21 protein-coding genes are annotated in these 21,556 nt (G+C 58.0%); 14 read left to right on the forward strand and 7 right to left on the reverse strand.

Annotated features, from left to right (window positions below):
- Nucleotides 1–177: 177 nt before the first annotated feature.
- The 4 genes from hflC to rpiA form a co-directional block, all read right to left on the reverse strand.
- Nucleotides 178–1,059, reverse strand: a complete 882-nt coding sequence (gene hflC / locus IBX59_RS06395) for a protease modulator HflC (RefSeq protein WP_296373571.1) — start codon at nt 1,057–1,059, stop codon at nt 178–180.
- Nucleotides 1,059–2,207 (reverse strand): FtsH protease activity modulator HflK, encoded by a 1,149-nt coding sequence (gene hflK, locus IBX59_RS06400; RefSeq protein WP_296373573.1) that lies wholly within the window; start codon nt 2,205–2,207, stop codon nt 1,059–1,061. Before hflK ends, hflC begins: the two co-directional genes overlap by 1 nt.
- A gap of 80 nt (nt 2,208–2,287) precedes the next feature.
- Entirely contained in the window at nt 2,288–3,721 is a 1,434-nt protein-coding gene (gene gorA / locus IBX59_RS06405; RefSeq protein ID WP_296373575.1) for a glutathione-disulfide reductase, read from the reverse strand.
- A gap of 29 nt (nt 3,722–3,750) precedes the next feature.
- Complete coding sequence (rpiA, locus tag IBX59_RS06410; protein ID WP_296373577.1) at nt 3,751–4,539, reverse strand: ribose-5-phosphate isomerase RpiA; 789 nt, start codon at nt 4,537–4,539, stop codon at nt 3,751–3,753.
- 153 nt (nt 4,540–4,692) lie between these two features.
- On the opposite strand from rpiA, the gene IBX59_RS06415 reads away from it, so the two are divergent.
- Together IBX59_RS06415 and IBX59_RS06420 are read left to right on the forward strand one after the other, a co-directional pair.
- The gene (locus IBX59_RS06415) at nt 4,693–5,379 is read left to right on the forward strand and encodes a glutathione S-transferase family protein (protein ID WP_296373579.1); all 687 of its coding nucleotides are present in this window, start codon (nt 4,693–4,695) and stop codon (nt 5,377–5,379) included.
- Nucleotides 5,379–6,752, forward strand: a complete 1,374-nt coding sequence (locus IBX59_RS06420) for an L-serine ammonia-lyase (protein ID WP_296373580.1) — start codon at nt 5,379–5,381, stop codon at nt 6,750–6,752. Before IBX59_RS06415 ends, IBX59_RS06420 begins: the two co-directional genes overlap by 1 nt.
- Nucleotides 6,753–6,771: 19 nt before the next feature.
- On the opposite strand, the gene IBX59_RS06425 is transcribed toward IBX59_RS06420, so the two are convergent.
- Nucleotides 6,772–7,443, reverse strand: a complete 672-nt coding sequence (locus IBX59_RS06425) for a thiamine diphosphokinase (RefSeq protein WP_296373583.1) — start codon at nt 7,441–7,443, stop codon at nt 6,772–6,774.
- 135 nt (nt 7,444–7,578) lie between these two features.
- Between IBX59_RS06425 and IBX59_RS06430 the strand changes: the two genes are divergently transcribed.
- Nucleotides 7,579–9,252: a hypothetical protein gene (locus IBX59_RS06430; protein ID WP_296373585.1), complete on the forward strand. Its 1,674-nt coding sequence runs from the start codon at nt 7,579–7,581 to the stop codon at nt 9,250–9,252.
- 88 nt (nt 9,253–9,340) lie between these two features.
- Here IBX59_RS06430 and IBX59_RS06435 read toward each other — a convergent pair whose 3' ends face one another.
- A complete protein-coding gene (locus IBX59_RS06435) occupies nt 9,341–9,562 on the reverse strand; it encodes a DUF2842 domain-containing protein (RefSeq protein ID WP_296373587.1) in 222 nt (73 codons plus the stop codon).
- Entirely contained in the window at nt 9,562–10,854 is a 1,293-nt protein-coding gene (locus IBX59_RS06440) for an adenylosuccinate synthase (RefSeq protein ID WP_296373589.1), read from the reverse strand. The genes IBX59_RS06435 and IBX59_RS06440 overlap by 1 nt, the downstream gene beginning before the upstream one ends.
- Before the next feature lie 260 nt (nt 10,855–11,114).
- Here IBX59_RS06440 and secG point away from each other — a divergent pair, with 260 nt between their 5' ends.
- The 11 genes from secG to IBX59_RS06495 all read left to right on the forward strand — a co-directional run bounded on the left by secG (nt 11,115) and on the right by IBX59_RS06495 (nt 21,556).
- Entirely contained in the window at nt 11,115–11,468 is a 354-nt protein-coding gene (gene secG / locus IBX59_RS06445) for a preprotein translocase subunit SecG (RefSeq protein ID WP_296373592.1), read from the forward strand.
- Nucleotides 11,469–11,626: 158 nt separating this feature from the next.
- Nucleotides 11,627–13,270: a CTP synthase gene (locus IBX59_RS06450; protein ID WP_296373594.1), complete on the forward strand. Its 1,644-nt coding sequence runs from the start codon at nt 11,627–11,629 to the stop codon at nt 13,268–13,270.
- A gap of 118 nt (nt 13,271–13,388) precedes the next feature.
- The gene (locus IBX59_RS06455) at nt 13,389–14,180 is read left to right on the forward strand and encodes a 23S rRNA (adenine(2030)-N(6))-methyltransferase RlmJ (protein ID WP_296373597.1); all 792 of its coding nucleotides are present in this window, start codon (nt 13,389–13,391) and stop codon (nt 14,178–14,180) included.
- Nucleotides 14,181–14,185: 5 nt separating this feature from the next.
- Nucleotides 14,186–14,629 carry a TerB family tellurite resistance protein gene (locus tag IBX59_RS06460; RefSeq protein WP_296373600.1) on the forward strand — a complete coding sequence of 148 codons (444 nt, stop codon included), beginning with the start codon at nt 14,186–14,188 and terminating at the stop codon, nt 14,627–14,629.
- Between the two features lie 169 nt (nt 14,630–14,798).
- Nucleotides 14,799–15,572, forward strand: coding sequence for an amino acid ABC transporter ATP-binding protein (locus IBX59_RS06465; protein ID WP_296373602.1), 774 nt, complete (start codon nt 14,799–14,801; stop codon nt 15,570–15,572).
- A gap of 22 nt (nt 15,573–15,594) precedes the next feature.
- On the forward strand, nt 15,595–16,326 hold the full coding sequence (locus IBX59_RS06470; RefSeq protein WP_296373604.1) for a transporter substrate-binding domain-containing protein: 732 nt from the start codon (nt 15,595–15,597) through the stop codon (nt 16,324–16,326).
- Nucleotides 16,327–16,408: 82 nt separating this feature from the next.
- On the forward strand, nt 16,409–17,293 hold the full coding sequence (locus IBX59_RS06475) for an ABC transporter permease (RefSeq protein WP_296373675.1): 885 nt from the start codon (nt 16,409–16,411) through the stop codon (nt 17,291–17,293).
- Complete coding sequence (locus IBX59_RS06480) at nt 17,290–18,096, forward strand: ABC transporter permease subunit (RefSeq protein ID WP_296373626.1); 807 nt, start codon at nt 17,290–17,292, stop codon at nt 18,094–18,096. The genes IBX59_RS06475 and IBX59_RS06480 overlap by 4 nt, the downstream gene beginning before the upstream one ends.
- The gene (locus tag IBX59_RS06485; protein WP_296373628.1) at nt 18,093–19,424 is read left to right on the forward strand and encodes a glutamine synthetase family protein; all 1,332 of its coding nucleotides are present in this window, start codon (nt 18,093–18,095) and stop codon (nt 19,422–19,424) included. Before IBX59_RS06480 ends, IBX59_RS06485 begins: the two co-directional genes overlap by 4 nt.
- Nucleotides 19,425–19,523: 99 nt before the next feature.
- Nucleotides 19,524–20,207 (forward strand): type 1 glutamine amidotransferase, encoded by a 684-nt coding sequence (locus IBX59_RS06490; protein ID WP_296373630.1) that lies wholly within the window; start codon nt 19,524–19,526, stop codon nt 20,205–20,207.
- Nucleotides 20,204–21,556 carry a glutamine synthetase family protein gene (locus tag IBX59_RS06495; protein ID WP_296373631.1) on the forward strand — a complete coding sequence of 451 codons (1,353 nt, stop codon included), beginning with the start codon at nt 20,204–20,206 and terminating at the stop codon, nt 21,554–21,556. Before IBX59_RS06490 ends, IBX59_RS06495 begins: the two co-directional genes overlap by 4 nt.

Here is a 21,556-nt window from a genome sequence, read left to right on the forward strand (position 1 = left end):
GTCTCCTTGTGGGGTTGGAATGCCCATGACAATATGGGCGCCGATGATCTGTCTTTAGATATTTAGGGCAAGACGGACAGAACACAAACCCTATCACCGCCCTGTGAAGTCATTGCCATGCCCCCAAACGGGAAAGGGCCAGCGCAATGGCTGGCCCTTTGGTGGCTTCTGAACAGATCAGCGCGTTGCCGCACTACCCTGATCTGACTTCAAATAATTGAAGAATTCATTATCAGGTGACAAAACCATCGTTGTATTGCCGGCCTGTAGCGCCCGTTGATAGGCCGTCATGGACCGATAGAATTCAAAGAATTCCGGATCTGCCCCGAAGGCCTCTGCGAAAATTTCGTTCCGCAGCGCATCGGCTTCACCCTGAACGATCTGACTTTCGCGTTCCGCGTCGGAAACCAGTTCGATCACTGTCCGGTCGGCCTGTGCCTCGATCCGTTGCGCGGCTTCACGACCACGCGCGATTTCGTCGGCGGCTTCACGTTCACGTTCAGCTTTCATCCGTTCGTATGTTGCGTTCAGGTTGGCCTCGGGGAGGTCTGTCCGTTTCAGGCGCACATCAAGAACCTGCAATCCAAGCGCGGATGCCTGTGCGATTGCGCTGTTTCGAATGCGCAACATCAAAGCCGCACGATCCACAGACAAGATATCGTTAGATGATACCGACCCCAACACCTCTCGGGTGCCGGCGCGCAGAATGCTGTCCAACCGCTGGGACGCGGCGGGCAAACCACCCGCACCCACGGCGCGGCGGAACTGTTCTACATCCACGATCCGGTAACGCGCAAAGGCGTCAACGACAAGCCGGCGGTCATCGGCTGGCGTGACCTCGATCGGGTCAAGATCCCGGCTCAGGATGCGGTCATCGTATTTTACAACCTCCTGTATCAGCGGTATCTTGAAGCTGAGACCGGGGTCTTCCTTGACGCGGACAATCTGGCCGAATTGCAGCACCAGAGCCTTTTCACGTTCATCGACAATGAAAATGGACGATACTGCAACGACCAAAACGACAACGATTGCGGGGATAATAAGAGCTGTTTTCCGCATTAGTTTGACCCTCCTGTCGTAGCAGTGGTGCGGCGCATTTCATTCAGTGGCAGATAAGGCACAACACCCTGGCTGCCGCCTGCGTTATCATCCATCAGGATGATCTCGACATCGCGCAACACACCTTCCATTGTCTCCAGGTACAAACGCTTGCGCGTCACTTCCGGTGCTTTCTGGTATTCTGACAATACAGCCGAGAAACGGCTTGCTTCACCCTGTGCTTCGTTCACGACGCGGGCGCGATAACCTTCGGCCTCTTCCAGAATTTGTGCCGCACTACCGCGGGCCTCTGCGACGACACGGTTGGCATAGGCGTCGGCGACGTTCTGCACGCGGTCACGCTCTTGTCGGGCGTCCTGCACCCGGCGGAAAGATGCAATCACGGGATCCGGCGGGTCGGCCTTGTCAAAGTTGATCCGCACGACGTTCACACCTGAATTGTAGCTGTCCAGCGAAGACTGGATATCATCGCGCAAACGGTCCGCGATGGCACCCCGGTCCCGGTTCAGGATCGGCGCCAGTTCGGACTGCGAAATGATTTCCCGCATGGCTGATTCAGACACCGCAGCAATGGTTTGTGGCGGATCTGACAGGCTGAACAGGAACATCTGCGGGTCAATAATGTTCCAGACGACCTGGAATTCGATATCAACGATGTTTTCGTCACCCGTCAACATGAGCCCGGTTTCCTGGCGCATGCGGTTTGTGCCGATTTCGATGTTGCGTTCGGTTGAAACTGCCACAACTTCGCGCGTCACAACCGGCCATGGTGCAAAATTAAGACCTGGCTCTCCGGTTTTGTAATAAGAGCCAAGAAACAGCTCGACTGACTTTTCCTCAGGTTTGACGGTGTAAAAGGACGCAAAAAGCCAAAGCGCGACAATCGCGACCAGCCCAAGCCCGATCGACCCGCGCGTCAGTTGCGGCCCGGGGCCACCATCGCCACCCGGTCCGCCCGCGCCGCCCCGGCCCCCGCCGCCCATCAGAACACGCAATTGTTCGCGGCCTTTGTTTACCAGGTCATCAATTTCAGGAATATTCGGTCCGTCGTTGCCGGGTCTGCGGCCACCACGGTTACGGTCATCGTCACCGCCGCCTGACCCATTATTTCCGCCACCCCCCCAGGGGCCTCCAGTATTTCCTGCCATGTTCTTACTATTCTTCCCTTTTCATCGGTCCGGCCTTTAAGGCCTCTGTGTTGTGTCATGTGTGGTCTTTGCCCACGAAATCAAGCGCTGCGCACCGGATCCTTCATGGTAACAAGTTCTTCGGCCATCGTCGGATGGACAGCAACGGTGCGATCAAAGTCTTCCTTGGTCGCCCCCATCTTGACCGCAATACCCGCCAACTGAATCATCTCGCCCGCATGATCTGCGACGATATGACAGCCCAGCACCTTGCGGGTTGCCTTGCTGACGACAAGTTTCATCAGCACCCGGTCGCTGCGCCCGGAAAAGGCATGGTTCATGGGCTTGAAAGACGTGCAATAGATATCAACCGGTTCCATTGCTCTGGCGTCTTCTTCTGACAAACCCACCGTACCAAATTCGGGTTGCGTGAAAATGGCCGACGGGATCAGGTCGTGATCAACCGGCGTTGGGTTACCCTTGAACACCGTTTCAACAAAGGCCATCGCTTCACGGATGGCCACGGGGGTCAGCTGCACCCGGTTCGTCACATCGCCGATGGCATAGATAGACGGCACCTTGGTCTGGCTAAAGGTGTCGACGATAATTTCACCACTGCGGCCAAGCGCGACCCCGGCGGCTTCGAGCCCCATTCCTTCGGTATTGGGCGCACGTCCGGTCGCGAACATCACTTGGTCAAACACCTGTTCGATCCCGTTGGTGGCCTTGACCCATATGCCACGGCCACCCCCGCCAGAGGCCACGGTCGCCGGTTTTCCCTGTTCCATCGGGGTGCCCATGGAATCGGAAAAATCGGCATCCTTGGCGGCGCGGATATCAACGATATTCGTGCCAAGATGCAGGTCCACACCCTTTGCGCGCATCCCTTCGGCAACAAGACCGCGGGCCTCTTCGTCAAAGCCGCGCAGGATTTGCGCACCGCGATAGAATTGCGTCACAGCCACGCCCAGACCGTTGAGAATTCCCGCAAATTCCGACGCGATATAACCGCCGCCAATAATCAGGATGGATTTGGGCATATCTTCAAGATTGAAAATCTCGTTCGAGGTGATGCCCAGTTCAGCACCCTGAATGTCCGGCAGGACCGGCCGCCCGCCCGTGGCGATCAGAATATGTTTCGCGGTCACGTCCCGCCCGTCGCCCAGCGCAATGGTGTGCGGGTCTTTGAGCGTGGCACGACAATCGAAAATTGCCACATCGGACCCATCCAGCAACTTGCGATAGACGCTTTCCAGCCGGTCCAGTTCACGGTGCAGGTGGCTGCGGAATTTCGACCAGTCAAACGGCCCATCTGTCACATCCCAGCCATAGGCGCGGGCATCCTTAAACATTTCCGAATAACCTGACGCATAAACCATCAGTTTTTTTGGCACACAGCCCCGGATCACACACGTGCCGCCCATACGGAACTCTTCCGCCAGCCCCACTTTGGCACCGGTTGCCGCAGCAGTCCGCGCGGCGCGCACCCCGCCAGAACCGCCGCCAATAACAAAAAGGTCGTAGTCAAATGCCATGGTCTGGCTCCCTCGCGTGTTTTGGTCGATCAATCGGCAATGTCGAAAAAGATGTTGTCATCATCGCGGACGTCAAAGCGCAGTTCCTGATGGCTGTCATTGGTCAGGTCGGTCACTTCTACGCGACCATCCCCGTAACCAAGGATCACAACGTCGCAAATATCTATGAACAGGCCATTCTCGACCACTCCGGGGATCTGGTTCAAGATCAGGCTCAACTGGCGCGGATTGCCAATGCGCCTGAGATGCAGGTCAAAGATGAAATTGCCTTCGTCACTGATGAAAGGCATATCACCCGCCATCCGCTGGGTCACATCGCGGCCCAGAACATCCATGCCGATCAACGTTTCTTCGATCAGGGCCTGGGTCGTTTTTGCCCCGAACGGGATCACTTCGAGCGGTAACGGGAATGAACCCAGCGTATCCACCTTTTTGCTGGCATCAGCGATCACGATCATCTGATCGCTGGCTGTCGCCACGATCTTTTCCTGCAAATGTGCGCCACCGCCGCCCTTGATCAGGCACAGATCCGCATCAAATTCATCCGTTCCGTCAATGGTCACGTCCAGCCAGCGCGCTTCATCCAGCGTGATCACATCGATACCAACTTCACGGGCCAGTTGCGCGGTCCTGCTGGAGGTCGGCACAGCCTTGATCTGCAAGCCTTCATCGCGCACCATCTCGCCAAGACAGCGGACCAGCCAAGACGCAGTTGACCCTGTCCCCAGACCAACCTTCATGCCGGATTTCACATACTCTGTCGCCTGCTTGGCGGCGATGAATTTCGCTTTTTCAATGGGTGACAATTCACTGGTCATGGTCTTTCTCCAACGCTTCTTGCCGACGTTATATCAATTTCCGCCGCAGGTGCGAGACCTCAAATGCGCGCCGCACGCACCCGGAACCGCGTTTTTGAAGGCAAAGGTCGCATTTGGACGGATTGTCCGGCGCGGCTGGGCTAGGGTTGGAGGATGACAAAGCCCCTGATCTTGCATTACGCGCCCGACAACGCCTCGTTTTGTGTGCGTCTTGCCTTGGAAGAATTGCACCTGCCCTACCGCACGGTTCTGGTGGATCGGGCAACAGGCGGCCAGAAATCTGCCGACTTTCTGACGTTGAACCCCAACGGGCTGATCCCCGTGCTGGAAACGCCGCATGGGCCGTTGTTTGAAACCGGTGCAATCCTTTTGTGGCTGGCCGATAGGTCTGGCATCTTGATGCCACCGCCGCTTGATCCCGCGCGCGGGCCTGCGCTGCAATGGCTGATCTGGCTGGCGAACACGCTGCATCCCACACAGCGGATGCTGTTTTATCCCGATCAATACACTGCCACCGCCCCAGAGGCGCTGCGCACACGGACACGCACGCGCCTGACCGCCCTGTTTGATCTTCTGGAAAGCGCAAGCCAGGCTGACTGGCTAGACACAGAGGCGCCATCGGCGCAGGGCTGTTATCTTGGCCCGCTGTTGCGCTGGCCCGCGCTTTATGGCGGGCAGACAGACTGGTTTGACCTGCGCCGCTGGCCGCGCCTGATGCGCTTTGCCCAAAGCTATGAGGCACGACCGGCTGCCCGGCGCGCCTCTGATGCCGAAGGGCTTGGCCCACAACCGTTTTCCGCCCCTCTGCCCTGCCATCCCCCGGAAGGAAGTGCCGTCTGATGTTTCTTTCTGTCTTTGATATGTTCAAGGTGGGCGTCGGCCCGTCATCTTCGCACACCATTGGGCCAATGGTGGCGGCGGCGCGTTTTCTTGACCATCTGCGCGCGCAGCCCTTTGGCGTGGCGGGCGTGCGAGCGTCGCTGCATGGCAGTCTGGCCTTTACCGGCGTCGGCCACGCCACCGACCGGGCCGTGATCCTTGGTCTGGCGGGACTGCGCGCCGAAGACTACGACGCCATAAAGGCCGCGGCGGAACTGGCCCGCATCAACGCCGAACACACCGTTTTGCCGTCAGGGCTTGGCCCGCTGCGTTTCCACCCCAAGGATGATCTGCTGTTTGATTACGGCCCCGCCCTGCCCGGCCATCCCAATGGGTTGATCCTGCGTGGCGTAGACGCCCAGGGTGATGTGATCACGCAAGTGACCTATTATTCCATCGGTGGCGGCTTTGTTCTGACGGACACAGAACTGGCCACAGGCGAAGACACCGATACCGGCCCGGCCGTCCCTTATCCCTTTCAAACGGGGCAGCAGATGCTGGATATGGCCGCGGCCAGCGGCAAAAGCATCGCAGCGATGAAACGCGCCAATGAACTGTCGCGCATGCCCAGCGCCGATCTGGACAGGGGGCTGCTGCGGATATGGGAGGTGATGAACACCTGCATCGACCGTGGCCTGAAGACCGACGGCATTTTGCCCGGCGGATTGCAAGTGCGCCGGCGCGCGAAAGGGATTTACGATGCGCTGCTGGCCGAACGCGGCGTGAACCTGTCTGCGCCCCACACGATCAACGACTGGATGTCCACCTATGCTATGGCGGTAAACGAAGAAAACGCCGCCGGTGGGCAGGTCGTCACCGCGCCAACAAACGGCGCGGCAGGCGTGGTGCCTGCGACGATCCGCTATTGGCTGGATCATGTGCCGGGGGCCAGTGCATCGCGGGTGCCGGAATTCCTACTGACGGCAGCGGCGATTGGCGGGCTGATCAAGTTCAACGCCTCGATTTCCGGTGCCGAATGCGGCTGCCAGGCCGAGGTGGGCAGTGCCGCCGCCATGGCCGCCGCCGGTCTGGCCGCGGTGCTGGGCGGCACGGTCGAACAGATCGAAAATGCCGCTGAAATCGCGTTGGAACATCATCTTGGCATGACATGCGATCCGGTGCGCGGCTTGGTGCAGGTACCCTGCATCGAACGCAATGGCCTGGGTGCGATCAAGGCGGTTTCTGCGGCCTCGCTGGCGCTGCGCGGCGATGGCAAGCATCTGGTTTCGCTGGATGTAGCGGTGGAAACCATGCGCCAGACAGGCGCGGATATGTCCGAAAAATACAAGGAAACCGCATTGGGCGGGCTGGCCGTGAACGTGCCGAATTGCTAGGGCCTGTTACGCACCGTGTTCAGGCGCGATCTGCACCGATGGCGCGCAAGACCTCCGCCAGATGCGCCCGTGGCAACGTGATCAGCACCGGACCCTGCGCTGAAATTTCGACGTGCTGCTCTGCCACTGCATTTGACGCGCTGGTCATCCCCGCAGGCTGCATCTGCGCCCGGTTCAACGGCCACCGCAGACCTGTTGCCGTGACAACCGTATCGGCCAGCGGCATCAGCGAAATGCGGCTGCCTAGCGGCAAGTCCAGCCTGACCGGCGATTGCGGCGCGACAAAACTGGCATCACTGCCATCCAGCAAGACAACCGAACGGTGCGCATGCCGTGCCAGAACATTCAGCACAGCCAGCGCATGATCCATGCGCCCGCCCGTAAACCCCAAGGCAAGCACACAGGCGGCGCCAATGCGTGTTAATGCCTTTTCAAAATCCGTCGTTTCCTGTTCGCCAATGCGGTGCAGGCGATCCTTGAATGCGCGCTGCGCCCGGTCGGTGATGCTGTCCATGTCGCCGATCACCGCCGCCGGAATCAGCCCCGCAGCAAGAAGATGATCTGCCCCCCCATCAGCGGCAACGATATCTGTGATCAATGGCAAAAGCTGTTTTATTTCAGTAACTTCTACCTTGGCCCCGCCGATCAAACCAATGACACCGGAGCTGGAAACAATATGTTCATTTGACATTAATTTGACCCCAATTCACAAACATTCCCCAAAACGGTCACAAAATGATCCCGAATGGAACGTCTTACTGGTACCGGGTCTGGTTCAGGTTAGGCCTTGGAATTAAAGCCGACAACAGTGGAAAGCAATGACCTCATGAGCGACACGCATCAAATTCTGGACGTCAGCTATGGCACCTTTTCTTGCCGGCTGGAAGGTTTCGATGATTCTGTGGAAACAATGAAAACCGTCGTCACATTCTTTCATCAGCTTGCCGGTCACGACCGTTTTATGGACATGGCCCCGCAGGCCCCTGACCTTGACGCCTTGGCTGAGATGACCGCCCGGAAAACCGGCGTATCCGTGCAAGTAGAGGCAGAAACAGATGCGCAGCGGCTTAACCTGCATGTGCGTCGTTCAGCGGCAGACAACCTGACAGAAAAGCCCGACCTGCGCATCAAGCCGTCGGTCGCACCAGACCACACCGCGCCTTTGCAGGAAACCGCCGCAGAAGATTCGGAACCGGCAGACGCGGTTGCCCCGGAATCGAACGCCAAAGCGGACGAGGCGGGTGATATCGCCCCTAAAGATGACATGTTCGACGAAGAGTATGAGGACGAAGACGCCGCGCCGGTGGTTGCGATGGTCCAGCCTGCGCTGGCCCAGACTGACATTGCGCCTGCAAAGGCCGGTCGGCCGTCGGCTGATACTGCCGAAAGCGTGGCGGCAAAGCTTCAGCGTATTCGTGCCATCGTTGGACGTGCGGCCACAACCGGAACGCACGATACCTTGGTCGAAGATTCGACCACAGACACTGACACAGATGACATAGCCCCAGCCGCCAATCCGCTGACGCAGCGGTTGGCAGAACTGGCCCAACGGCATGCAGCGCAATCGGTCATTCAGAAAAAGGCGGTTTCCGAAAGCACAGGAGCCATACGCAACGCCGCCGATGCTGAGCTACAAGAAAGCGATTCAGTCACGGAAGTTGACCACACAACTGACGATCACCCTGCGTCCGACACCGCAGATGCGCCCGCCAATGTTGCCGTTACATCGTCCGAAAATGTGCCGGACATGACTGACGACCGCATTGAGCTGAGCAAACAAGTGGCCGAAGTTGAACAGGCCATCGCGATGCGCCGCGAAATCAAGTCTAAACGCGATGAGTTGCCCGGCAACGTTGATGCGGCCATCAGCCGGATCCTGTCACAGGCCGACCAACGGCTGAACGAACCCCTGGGCCGACGCCAGCGCGATGCCTTTGCACAGCTCAAGGCGGCCGTCGCGGCAACCGAGGCCGCACGCCAGCTGGGCGACCCCGGCACCGAAGCAGAAGACCCCGGTGAAGCGTTCCGCGACGATCTGGATGCGCAAAAGGCCGAAGACGAAGAAATCGTCAAAAACGAAAGCAAGGAGGCGTCCAGCCCAAGCCCCCTGAGACTGGTTCCGTCACAGCGCGTCGATGAACCCGCGTCCAAGATTGAGCGCACGGCAGACCGATTGCGCCAGATCGCAGCCCAAAAAGACAGCGAAGACTCGCCAAACGGAGATTTTGCCGCATTTGCCGCAGATAAAGGAGCCACCGAACTTGGCGATTTGCTGGAGGCTGCCGCTGCCTACATTGCTTTTGTAGAAGGCGATGAAGAGTTTTCACGCCCGCAGGTCATGAAGAAGGTGCAAGTCGCATCGTCTGATGAAATTACGCGTGAAGACGGTTTGCGCTGCTTTGGTCAGTTGTTACGCCAAAACCGGATCGTCAAGTTGAACAACGGCCGTTTTACCGTTGCCAAGGACACGCGGTTTCGTCCGGATGAAAGATCTGTCTGAAACTGCTGGTCCTGTCAGCGCGAATGAAAAATAGGCGGGGCCACAGCCCCGCCTTTGTCATTTTAACCGCGCTGGCCTGCCCAAAATGTCAATCATTGGCATCAGGGTCGGGCTGGCCGATCCCGCGAAACACCCATTTCAGCGGAAACACCCAGCCAATCCCAAGTGCAACATAGATGAAAAACTCAATGACCTTATGAAAGCGCGCCGCCTCGCTCATCAAGGTGACGGCCAGCACGATATAGGCGGGCAGCCCCAAAACCAGAACGGCAAGCGCCAGTCGCTTGCGGGCTTTATATTCCATCGCCATCAATCTGCGAAAGGGTCGGTCACAAGAATCGTGTCTTCACGCTCGGGCGATGTGGACACCAATGCGACTGGACAATCGATCAGCTCCTCAATTCGGCGCACATATTTGATCGCCTGCGCAGGCAGATCCGCCCAGGACCGCGCGCCTTCGGTCGATTCTGACCAACCCGCAATTTCTTCGTAGATCGGCGTGCAACGGGCCTGTTGGTCAGCCGCTGTGGGCAAATAGTCCAGCGTTTTGCCGTCAAGGTCATAGCCCACGCAAATCCGCAAGGTTTCAAAACCGTCCAGCACGTCCAGTTTGGTCAAAGCGATTCCGTCGATGCCCGAAGTGGCACAGGTTTGCCGCAACAGACAGGCATCAAACCAGCCGCAGCGCCGTTTGCGGCCCGTGGTAGTCCCAAACTCGTGCCCGCGTTCACCCAACCGCTGACCATCATCATCGTGCAGTTCCGTCGGAAACGGCCCTTCGCCCACACGGGTCGTGTAGGCTTTGACGATTCCCAAAACAAAATCAATCGCCCCGGGGCCCATGCCAACACCGGTGGCCGCTTGCCCTGCGATCACGTTCGAAGAAGTCACGAACGGATATGTGCCGAAATCAATGTCCAACAGGGCGCCCTGCGCGCCTTCGAACAGGATACGCTTGCCAGCCTTGCGCTGTTCGTTCAGCACCTTCCACACCGGGGCAGCGTACTGCAAGATCTTGGGCGCGATTTCGCGCAAGCTGGCAAGCACGGAATCACGGTCGATCGCGTCCAGCCCCAAACCGCGCCGCAGCGCATCATGATGCACCAGCGCCCTGTCCAGACGCAATTCCAGCGTCGCGTCGTCGGCCAGATCAGCCACCCGGATCACGCGGCGGCCAACCTTGTCTTCATAACACGGCCCAATCCCGCGTCCCGTTGTGCCGATCTTGGCGACAGAGGACTGGCTTTCGCGGGCGCGATCCAATTCGCCGTGAAACGGCAGAATCAGCGGGGTATTTTCCGCGATCATCAACGATTCCGGTGTAATACTGACGCCCTGCCCGCGAAGTGTTTCAATTTCACCCAGCAAGTGCCACGGGTCCAGCACCACACCGTTACCAATAACCGAAAGCTTACCCCCGCGCACCACACCCGAGGGCAGCGCGTGCAGTTTGTAAACCTTGCCGTCGATCACCAGCGTGTGGCCGGCATTGTGCCCCCCCTGAAAACGGGCGATCACATCGGCGCGTTCAGACAACCAATCTACGATCTTGCCTTTGCCTTCGTCGCCCCATTGGGCCCCAACGACCACCACATTTGCCATAAGATGTCTGTTCCTTCTGTGCTGACGGTCCCCCTATATCGTTGCGTCCGCGCTTGCGAAACAGGAAATTTGCTGCGCAGCATCAGCGGATGCGTCCCCACGAACCGCAGCCGCACCGGTTTTTTACCGCTGTGACCGGACCCAGGCGCAACACGCCCCAGATCATCGGGCAGAAACTGAGGCATATCAGGGGTTGCGGGACCGGACGGCAGCTTTTAGATACGGCTGGATCGCACCCGCGCCCTGAAAGGCAGCTTTGTATGGAAAACGTCGTTCTTATCGTCCATTTGATCCTGGCGCTTAGCCTGATCGGCACCGTTCTTTTGCAACGGTCCGAAGGTGGTGGCCTTGGCATGGGCGGCGGCGGCGGCGCAACGGGCGGGCGCCCTGCACCCACCGCGATGAGCAAATTCACATGGGCATTGGCGATTGCGTTTATTGCGACATCCATAACACTGACGCTGATTGCCGCCGAAAAATCCGCGGGAACATCAGTGGTCGATCGTCTGGGTGGCGGGTCTTCTGCGGTGGAAGGGTCTGGCGTGCCAGATCTTGGCGAAAGCTTGCTGCCACCATCAGCGGATGAAACGCCTTTGCTTCCATCTGGCGACTAAACACAATCAGTTGCACAACCGGCGCGCAAGTTAACATGATCTTGCGGCATCGGTTGCGCATCTGTGGCGAATCCGCTATATGCCAAATCCCGTGATGATGTGAATTTGACGGTTCGCCTTTCCACAAATTTTGGAATTTTTCTCGGGGGCTCCAGCCAATGGCGCGTTACATTTTCATTACCGGCGGCGTTGTGTCATCCCTCGGCAAAGGGCTTGCCTCTGCGGCTCTTGGTGCCTTGCTTCAGGCGCGCGGCTTTTCAGTGCGTCTGCGCAAGCTTGACCCCTATTTGAACGTCGATCCCGGCACCATGTCGCCCTTTGAACATGGCGAGGTGTTCGTGACCGATGACGGCGCCGAAACCGATCTGGACCTTGGCCATTACGAACGGTTCACAGGCGTGCCTGCGCGGCAAACAGATTCGGTCAGTTCCGGACGCATCTATTCCAACGTGTTGGAAAAGGAACGGCGCGGCGATTATCTGGGTAAAACCATTCAGGTCGTCCCCCATGTCACCAATGAAATCAAGGATTTCCTGAAAATCGGTGACGAAGAAGTCGATTTCATGCTGTGTGAAATCGGCGGAACCGTCGGTGATATCGAAGGCCTTCCATTCTTCGAGGCGATCCGCCAGTTCGCCCATGACAAACCGCGTGGCCAGTGTATTTTCATGCATCTGACCCTGCTGCCATATCTGGCCGCATCGGGGGAATTGAAAACCAAACCGACCCAGCACAGCGTCAAGGAACTGCAATCCATCGGGATCGCCCCCGATATCCTTGTCTGCCGGTCCGAACATCCGATCCCTGAAAAAGAGCGTGAAAAAATCGCGCTGTTTTGCAATGTGCGCAAGCAATCCGTTGTCGCCGCCTATGACCTGAAATCAATCTACGAGGCGCCGCTCGCCTATCACGAACAGGGGCTGGATCAGGCGGTGCTGGATGCCTTTGATATTTCGCCCGCGCCTGCACCGAAACTGGATGTCTGGCACGATGTCTATGACCGCATTCACAACCCCGAAGGCCATGTGAAAATCGCCATCGTCGGCAAATACACCCAGTTGGAAGACGCCTATAAGTCGATTGCCGAGGCGCTGACCCATGGTGGCATGGCCAATCGGGTCAAGGTGAAAATCGAATGGGTCGATGCGGAATTGTTCGACCGCGACGATGCCGCCCCGCATCTGGAAGGCTATCACGCGATCATCGTGCCCGGTGGTTTTGGCGAACGCGGCACCGAAGGCAAGATCAAGGCGGCACAATTCGCCCGCGAAAAGAAAATCCCCTATCTGGGGATCTGTCTGGGTATGCAGATGGCGGTGATCGAGGCGGCGCGCAATGTGGCCGGCCTGACTACCGCCGGGTCAGAGGAATTTGACCACGAGGCCGGGAAGAAACGTTTTGAACCCGTGGTCTATCACCTAAAAGAATGGGTGCAGGGCAACGAAAACGTGACGCGCAAGGCAGATGATGACAAGGGCGGCACGATGCGCCTTGGGTCGTATCACGCCACACTGGCCGAAGGATCAAAGGTCGCTGCGATCTATGGCACCACCGCCATCGACGAACGCCACCGCCACCGCTATGAGGTGGATATCAAGTATCGCGAGACGCTGGAAAAGGTCGGGCTGAAATTCTCTGGCATGTCGCCTGACGGAAAACTGCCTGAAATCGTGGAATGGGAAGACCACCCTTGGTTTATCGGCGTGCAATTCCACCCCGAGCTGAAATCGAAACCTTTTGCGCCGCATCCGCTGTTCGCGGATTTCGTGCGGGCCGCTGTGGAAACGTCGCGCTTGGTCTAAGGGGGCCGTGTGCGCAGGCGATATCGCCAGTCGTTCATGTGCTGTATAATGCGATATGATGCACCCTTGGCCTTGGTCTGATTTGTTATGACTGCACTACCAAACAAGGGGGCGGGCGATGCTTTCTTATCAACACGGCTATCACGCGGGCAATCTGGCGGATGTGCATAAGCACAGTCTGCTGGCTTGGGCGCTGGACTATATGACGCAAAAGGACAAGCCGCTGTCTTACCTGGAAACGCACGCCGGGCGGGGGCTTTATGATCTGGCCGATGCAGCCGCCACCAAGACAGGCGAAGCGGCCAAGGGGATTGTAATCGCGGCAGACTGGTTCGCCCCCGATCACCCCTATGCAAAGGTTCTGGCGCGCATCCGTGCCGCCCACGGGCCCAACGCCTACCCAGGATCGCCTCTTGTCGCCGCCGAAATCCTGCGCCCGATGGATACGATCCACCTGTCAGAATTGCACCCGCAGGAATTTGCCGGCCTTCATGCAAATATGGCCCCCTATGGCGGCATTTTCCGCCAGCGCGATGGCTGGGAAATGGCCCTGTCGCTGTGCCCGCCCGACCCGCGCCGGGGGCTTTTGCTGATTGATCCGTCATATGAAGTAAAGGCGGATTACCAGACGATCCCCGACACCATCGCCAAGATCCATCGCAAATGGGGGGTTGGGGTCATTATGCTGTGGTATCCCATCCTGACAGATGCCCCGCATCTGCCGATGATCAGCGCCCTGCGCGCCGCCATCCCTGACGCGGTCGTGCACGAGGTGCGCTTTCCCCCGGCGCGTCCCGGTCACCGCATGGTCGGATCAGGGCTTTTTGTCGTGAATCCGCCATATGGTTTTGCACAAGAAGGCGCACGGCTGGGCGCGCTCTTTCAACAGCAACTGAAGGGGGCTATGTAAGGCATATGTTTGCTGATCTTCTAAGGCGCTTGGCCGCCCCCGCTCCTGAGAAACTCCCCGATCCGGACGCTCGGCTGGCGCTTGGTGCACTTTTGGTGCGCATCGCGCGGGCGGATGGGGATTATGCGGATGTTGAAATCGCCCAGATCGACCGGTGCCTTGTCAGCCGTTACGGCCTGTCCCCTTTCGCTGCGGCAAGCCTGCGCGCAAAATGCGAGGTTCTTGAAGCCGAAGCGCCTGATACAGTGCGGTTCACCCGCGCAATCAAGGACGCCGTTGACTATGAAGACCGGGTCGCTGTGGTGGCGGCGCTTTGGGCGGTGGTGCTGGCGGATGGGGTCCGCGAGGATGAGGAGGACAGCATGATGCGGATGACCGCATCCCTGTTGGGCGTCACTGATCAGGACAGCCATAAAGCACGACTGCGCGCAATGCTGCCCAAGGCATGATCCTGCACCGAAGATTTGCAAGCGCGCGACACTTTGCACACAGACCTGCCTTGAGTGACTAAAAATCAGGCAGATGCGCGAAACAATCCATAAAAAGTGTTCAAGAGTGATTGCATCGCGCATGGAAATGGGCAGACTTGACAGAAATGCAATAAAAAGATGACACGACGTGGAATCCGACGCCCCTGTTATTGAAATCCGTGACCTGCATAAATCCTATGGCGCGCTAGAGGTCCTGAAGGGTGTTGATATCGTCGCCCCTGCAGGTCATGTGGTATCTCTTATTGGGTCTTCTGGATCGGGAAAATCGACGCTGTTACGCTGCGCCAACCTATTGGAAGACAGCCAGCAAGGGGATATTTTGTTTTGCGGTGAAGCTGTCACCTGGAAAGGCCACGGCCTGGCCCGCCGGCCGGGCGACCACGCCCAGATGATCCGTATCCGCACTCATCTGTCGATGGTGTTCCAACAGTTCAACCTTTGGGCGCATATGACCATTCTGCAAAATGTGATGGAGGCCCCTGTGACCGTGCTGAAGCGCAACCGGACAGAGGTTGAAGCCGCCGCACGGCGCTATCTGGACAAGGTCGGGATCGGCGACAAATGCGGGGCTTATCCGGCGCAATTGTCCGGTGGTCAGCAACAGCGCGCCGCTATCGCGCGCGCGCTTTGCATGGAACCAAAGGCGCTGTTGTTTGACGAACCAACCAGCGCGCTGGACCCCGAACTGGAACAAGAGGTTGTGAAAGTGATCAAGGATCTGGCCAACGAAGGCCGCACCATGATCATCGTCACCCACGACATGCGACTGGCGGCTGATGTCAGCGACCACGTCGTATTTCTGCACCAAGGCAAGATCGAAGAAGAGGGCCCACCCGCCACCCTTTTTGGCCATCCCAAAACCGACCGGCTGCGCGGATTTCTATCTGCGACCGTATCTTGATTATCATGAACCGGAGAAAACAATGAAGAAACTGATGCTAACCCCACTCGCACTGACCCTGATGGGCGGCATGGCCCTTGCCGATGCGCATAGCGTTGTCCGCATGGGCACTGAAGGTGCCTACCCTCCTTACAATTTCATCAACGACAACGGTGATGTTGACGGATTCGAGCGCGAAGTCGGCGACGAAATCTGCGCCCGTGCCGCATTGACCTGCCAATGGGTCACGAACGACTGGGACAGCATTATCCCCAACCTTGTGTCCGGCAACTACGATACGATCATTGCGGGCATGTCGATCACGGATGAACGCGCCGAGGTCATCGACTTTACGCAGGATTACTACCCGCCGACCGCTTCGGCCTATGTGGCAGCCACCGACGGCGTTGATCTGTCAGGCGGCGTGATTGCCGCACAGACGGGCACGATTCAGGCCGGTCACGTCGTGGACAGCGGTGCCAGTCTGCTGGAGTTCCCAAACCCCGAGGAAACCGTCGCCGCCGTGCGTGCGGGCGAAGTTGATGCCGTTCTGGCCGACAAGGATTTCCTTGTGCCGATCGTGGATGCGTCCGGCGGTGCCTTGATGTTTGTCGGCGATGATGTGGCACTTGGCGGTGGCATCGGCATGGGTCTGCGCAAAAGCGACCCCGCGTTGCGCGAAAAAATGGATGCCGCAATCACCGCGATGAAGGAAGACGGCACGCTGAACGCCCTTCTGATCAAGTGGTTCGGCGAAGAAACCACCACTTACTAAAAATCCTTGCGCCCCGGTCACCCGATGCCGGGGCGCGAAAACCTTTTCCCTGTCACATTTGACCTGACCCAAAGGCCCCGCCATTTTCAGTTATTGCACCGACCCAGCCACCCTTGACGGCCTGACGTGGCTGTCGTGCTACCTGACAACAGGCAAGCATATGGGAATCTATTGGGCGGTCGGCACTGTCCTATTGTTGCTGGCAATCACAGCACCGTTGGCGCTGGTCTTCGGATTTGGCGGTGCAGCGGCGGCGCGCAGCCATGTGACCCCGCTACGCTGGTTTGGCAAGACATATATCGCCATCGTGCGCGGCGTGCCGGATATTGCGTTTTTCCTGTTTTTCGTCATCGCGCTGGATCAGGGGATCGAATACCTTCGCCATCTGATCAAGTGCCCGGACTGGCCAGATGAAGTGTGGCAAGGCAGTGATTTTGTCGTTTGTCAGGCTGCCAAGATGCCTTTGGGCAATGCCCCGCAATGGGTGCATGAAACTTATGGATTTTTCATCGCGGTGTTCACCTTTGCGCTGGTCTTTGGCGCCTTTGCGGCGAATGTGCTTTATGGCGCAATGACTGCCGTGCCGCGTGGTCAGCTGGAAACTGCCGAAGCCTATGGTATGTCAAACCGCCAGACATTCTGGCGCGTTCTTGTGCCGCAAATGTGGGTCTATGCCTTGCCCGGCCTGTCAAACCTCTGGATGGTGCTGATCAAGGCCACGCCGCTTTTGTTCCTGCTGGGTGTGCAGGACATCGTCTATTGGGCGCGCGAATTGGGTGGCACCAAAACGCCGCAGTTTACGGATTACCCACACTCTGACTGGCGGATGTGGTATTTTCTTGCCCTGCTCGTCTTTTACCTCTGCTTTACAAAGGTATCCGAGATTGTGTTGGACAGGATCATGGCGCGCTTGACCAAGGGTCAAGCCACCGCCGCAGGTGAACGCCAGCGAAAGGCCACCGCATGAGTTGCTGGGAAACGGTGCTTGATTATGGTTTGCGCAGCATCGGCTATGGCGAACGACTTTTGCCGCGTAGTGATTTCACGCTGTGCCAACAATTCACACTGATCGGGTCGGGCATGATCTGGAACGTGTATTTTGGCATTGTGGCACTTTGCACCGGTTTTTTTCTGGCGACGGCTGTTGCCATGGGCAAAGCTGCACAGAACCCGTTTCTGCGTAAACCATCGGAATGGTTCATCTTTATCTTTCGCGGCTCGCCGCTGTTTATCCAGTTCTTTTTTGCATATTTCCTGTTTCTTAGCCTCAAAGGCTCCTATCCGTTTTTCAGCCCGCTGACATCGGCCTGGGCCGGTGCATTGCTGGTGCTGTTTTTGAACACCGCTGCCTATACGGGCGAAATTTTCTATGGTGCGCTGCAATCCATCCCCAAAGGCGATATCGAAGCGGCAGATGCCTATGGTCTGTCAGGCTGGTCGCGGTTCCGACGGATTATCTGGCCCACAATGCTGCGGCTGGCATGGCCTGCCTATACAAACGAAGCGATTTTCCTGTTTCATGCCACGACACTGGTTTATTTTTCCGGTTTTCCGGCGGCACAACAACGGGGTGACGCACTGTATTATGCCAGCTATTTCGCTGACAAAACCTTCAATCCGTTTGTACCCTACCCCATCCTTGCGGGCTATTTCATTTTGTTGACACTGCTCATCATAACAGGCTTCAATATGGTGAACCGCCGCCTGAACCGGCATTTGCCACAGGAGCAAAGGCGCAGACTGCGAATTCGTCCACAGGTGATCAGATGAGCTGGCTTGACGACCATCCAGAGGTGCGCAATGTGCGCTGCGGCGCGGCTGACCTGAACGGGCAGGCACGCGGCAAACGTGTTCCCCGCCGTTTCGCCGACAAGCTGGAAAAAGAAGGCACGCGGTTTCCTTTGTCGGTGCTGAACCTTGATATCTGGGGCGAAGACATAGACGATAGCCCACTGGTGTTCGAAAGCGGCGATGCCGATGGGGTGCTGCTGCCCACCGAACGCGGCTATGTGCCGATGCCGTGGCTGTCATCGCCATCCGCGATACTGCCGCTGTGGTCGTTTCACGAAGACGGCACGCCCTTTGGCGGCGATCCACGCCATGCGCTGGCCAGCGTCGTCGCGCGCTATGCCGAACGGGGGCTAACCCCGGTTGTTGCCACCGAAATGGAATTCTATCTGATCGACGACAGCGGTCGCGACATCCGCCAGCCCAAATCCCCCAGATCCGGCAAACGCCGCGCCGGGGCCGAGGTGCTGTCGCTCCGCGCGCTGGATTCGTTCGACCAGTTCTTTAACGAGCTTTACGACGCCTGCGATATCATGGACATCCCCGCCGAGGCGGCGATTTCCGAAGGCGGGATCGGCCAGTTCGAGGTGAACCTTGAACATGTGCCCGACGCGCTGAAAGCCGCCGACGATGCCTGGCTGTTCAAGATGCTGGTGCGGGGCACGGCGCGCAATCACGGTATGGCAGCCAGTTTCATGGCAAAACCCTATCCAGATTATGCAGGCAACGGGCTGCATATGCATTTTTCGGTGATCGACAGCAAAGGCAACAATGTCTTTGCCAACGACACCCACGAAGGCAGCCCGCTGCTGCACAATGCCATTGCCGGATGCCTTGCTGGCATTCCTGACCTGGCGCTGATCTTTGCACCGCACGGCAACAGCTTTGAACGCTTGGTGCCGGGCAGCCACGCGCCCACCGGCATCTGCTGGGCCTATGACAACCGCACTGCATCGGTCCGCGTGCCTGGCGGCAGTTTCCAGGCGCGGCGGATCGAACACAGGGTCGCAGGTGGTGATGTAAACCCCTATCTGTTCATCGCCGCCGTGCTGGGGTCGGCCCTTGTCGGAATCGAGGATGACATGAAACCGTCTGACCCGATCACCGGAAACGCCTACACCCAAAAACTGCCACAGGTGCCGCACAGCTGGGGTGCCGCGATTGACGCGTTCGAAGGCAGCACGCTCGCACGGCGGATTTTCAATGACGAACTGGTGGTCAACTTCGTTCGCACCAAACGACAGGAAATGCATTATTTTCAGGAACTCAGCCCTGAAGAACAGCTCGAACTTTACCTTGATACCGTGTGAGCGGGCACAGAAATTTCGCGAAATTTCTGTCTGACGGACACGCTTGCGGCAGCCAAGCAGTCAAGGTAGCCTGTGCTGAAACAAATCCACGGATCATCCATGAAAATCGGCATTCTGCAAACTGGTCACGCGCCCGACAAGCTTTTGGCGGGCTTTGGCGATTATGACGACCTGTTCAAAACGCTTCTGGCCGGGCAAGCCTTTGAGTTCGCAACCTATAACATCGTGGATATGCAATTCCCCGATGCAGTCACCGACCACAACGGATGGCTCATCACCGGTTCCAAACACGGAGCCTATGAAGATCACGCCTTCATCCCCCCGCTCGAGGACTTGATCCGCCAGATCTATAACGCCGAAATTCCGATGGTTGGTATCTGCTTTGGTCACCAGATCATCGCACAGGCGCTTGGTGGCAAGGTTGAAAAATTTGCAGGCGGTTGGGCTGTCGGGCGACAAACCTATGACTGGGACGGCCAGACCATCGCGTTGAATGCCTGGCACCAGGATCAGATAGCGGTGCGCCCTGCTGATGCCACAGTGGTTGCCAGCAACGCCTTTTGCGAAAACGCGGCACTGATCTATGGCGACCGCGCATTCACCGTGCAAGCGCATCCTGAATTCAGCGCTGAATTTCTGGCTGAACTTGCCCGGCAGCGCGGCCCCGGTGTTGTGCCTGATGCGCAGCTTGACGCAGCCCATGCCAGCGTTGGGGAACCCACCGACAACGCAAAGCTTGCCGAAAAAATCGCCGGTTTCTTCAAGGAAAGAAAACTCTTATGACCTGGACGAACCATATCCCCGAAGCCGCAAAACGTTACCTTGAAAACAACCGTCTGGACGAGGTTGAATGTGTCATCGCCGACCTGCCCGGCATTGCCCGCGGCAAGGCGGTTCCAGCCATCAAATGGGACAAGCAGACCCATTTCCACCTGCCCAATTCGATCTTTTTCCAGACCATCACCGGCGACTGGGGCGAGGCCGCCGGCCCCGATGGATTTCTGGAACCCGACATGATCCTGAAACCCGATCTGGCCACCGCCACCGCCGCCCCCTGGGCCGCAGATGGCACGCTGCAAGTGATCCATGACGCGTTTGACCAAAAGGGCAATCCGGTGCCGTTTTCGCCGCGCAACGTGCTGCGGCGCGTGGTCGATCTTTACAAGGCCGAAGGCTGGACCCCCGTCGTCGCACCGGAAATGGAATTCTACCTTGTGGGCCGCAACATTGACCCCGCCAAACCGATCGAGCCGATGATGGGCCGCACCGGGCGCCCCGCCGCAGGGCGTCAGGCCTATTCGATGTCGGCAGTGGATGACTATGGCCCGGTGATCGACGATATCTACGAATATGCCGAAATTCAGGGGATCGAGATCGACGGCATCGCGCAGGAAGGCGGCGCAGGGCAGTTGGAAATCAACCTGCGCCACGGCGACCCGATTTTGCTGGCCGATCAGGTGTTCTATTTCAAACGCCTGATCCGCGAGGCCGCGCTGAAACATGATTGCTTTGCCACCTTCATGGCCAAACCGATCGAGGGCGAGCCGGGGTCGGCCATGCATATCCACCATTCGGTGCTGGATGAAAAAGGCCGCAACATCTTTACCGGCCCGCAGGGCGGCGAAACCGATGCGTTTTTCCACTTTATCGGCGGATTGCAGGAACACATGCCCAACGTGATCGCCATGATCGCGCCTTATGTGAACAGTTTCCGCCGCTACGTGCGCGACCACGCCGCCCCGATCAATCTGGAATGGGGCCGCGACAACCGCACAACCGGTATCCGAATCCCTATTTCCGATCCGACTGCACGGCGCGTCGAAAACCGGCTGGCGGGTATGGATTGCAACCCCTATCTGGCGATCGCCGCATCGCTGGCTTGCGGCTATCTGGGCCTGCGTGACGAAATTCGCCCCGACAAACGTTGGCGCGGTGACGCCTACGAGGCCGAGGATGAAATCCCGCAGGGGCTTTACGCCGCTTTGGAGCTGTTCGACAACGCCACGGCGATTCACGACGTGATCGGCCCCGATTTCGCCCGCGTCTATTCCATCGTAAAACGGGCCGAATATAACGAATTCCTGCAAGTGATCAGCCCGTGGGAACGCGAACATCTACTGCTGAACGTCTGA

It is taken from the genome of Yoonia sp., assembly GCF_014859355.1.
Lineage (GTDB): Bacteria > Pseudomonadota > Alphaproteobacteria > Rhodobacterales > Rhodobacteraceae > Yoonia.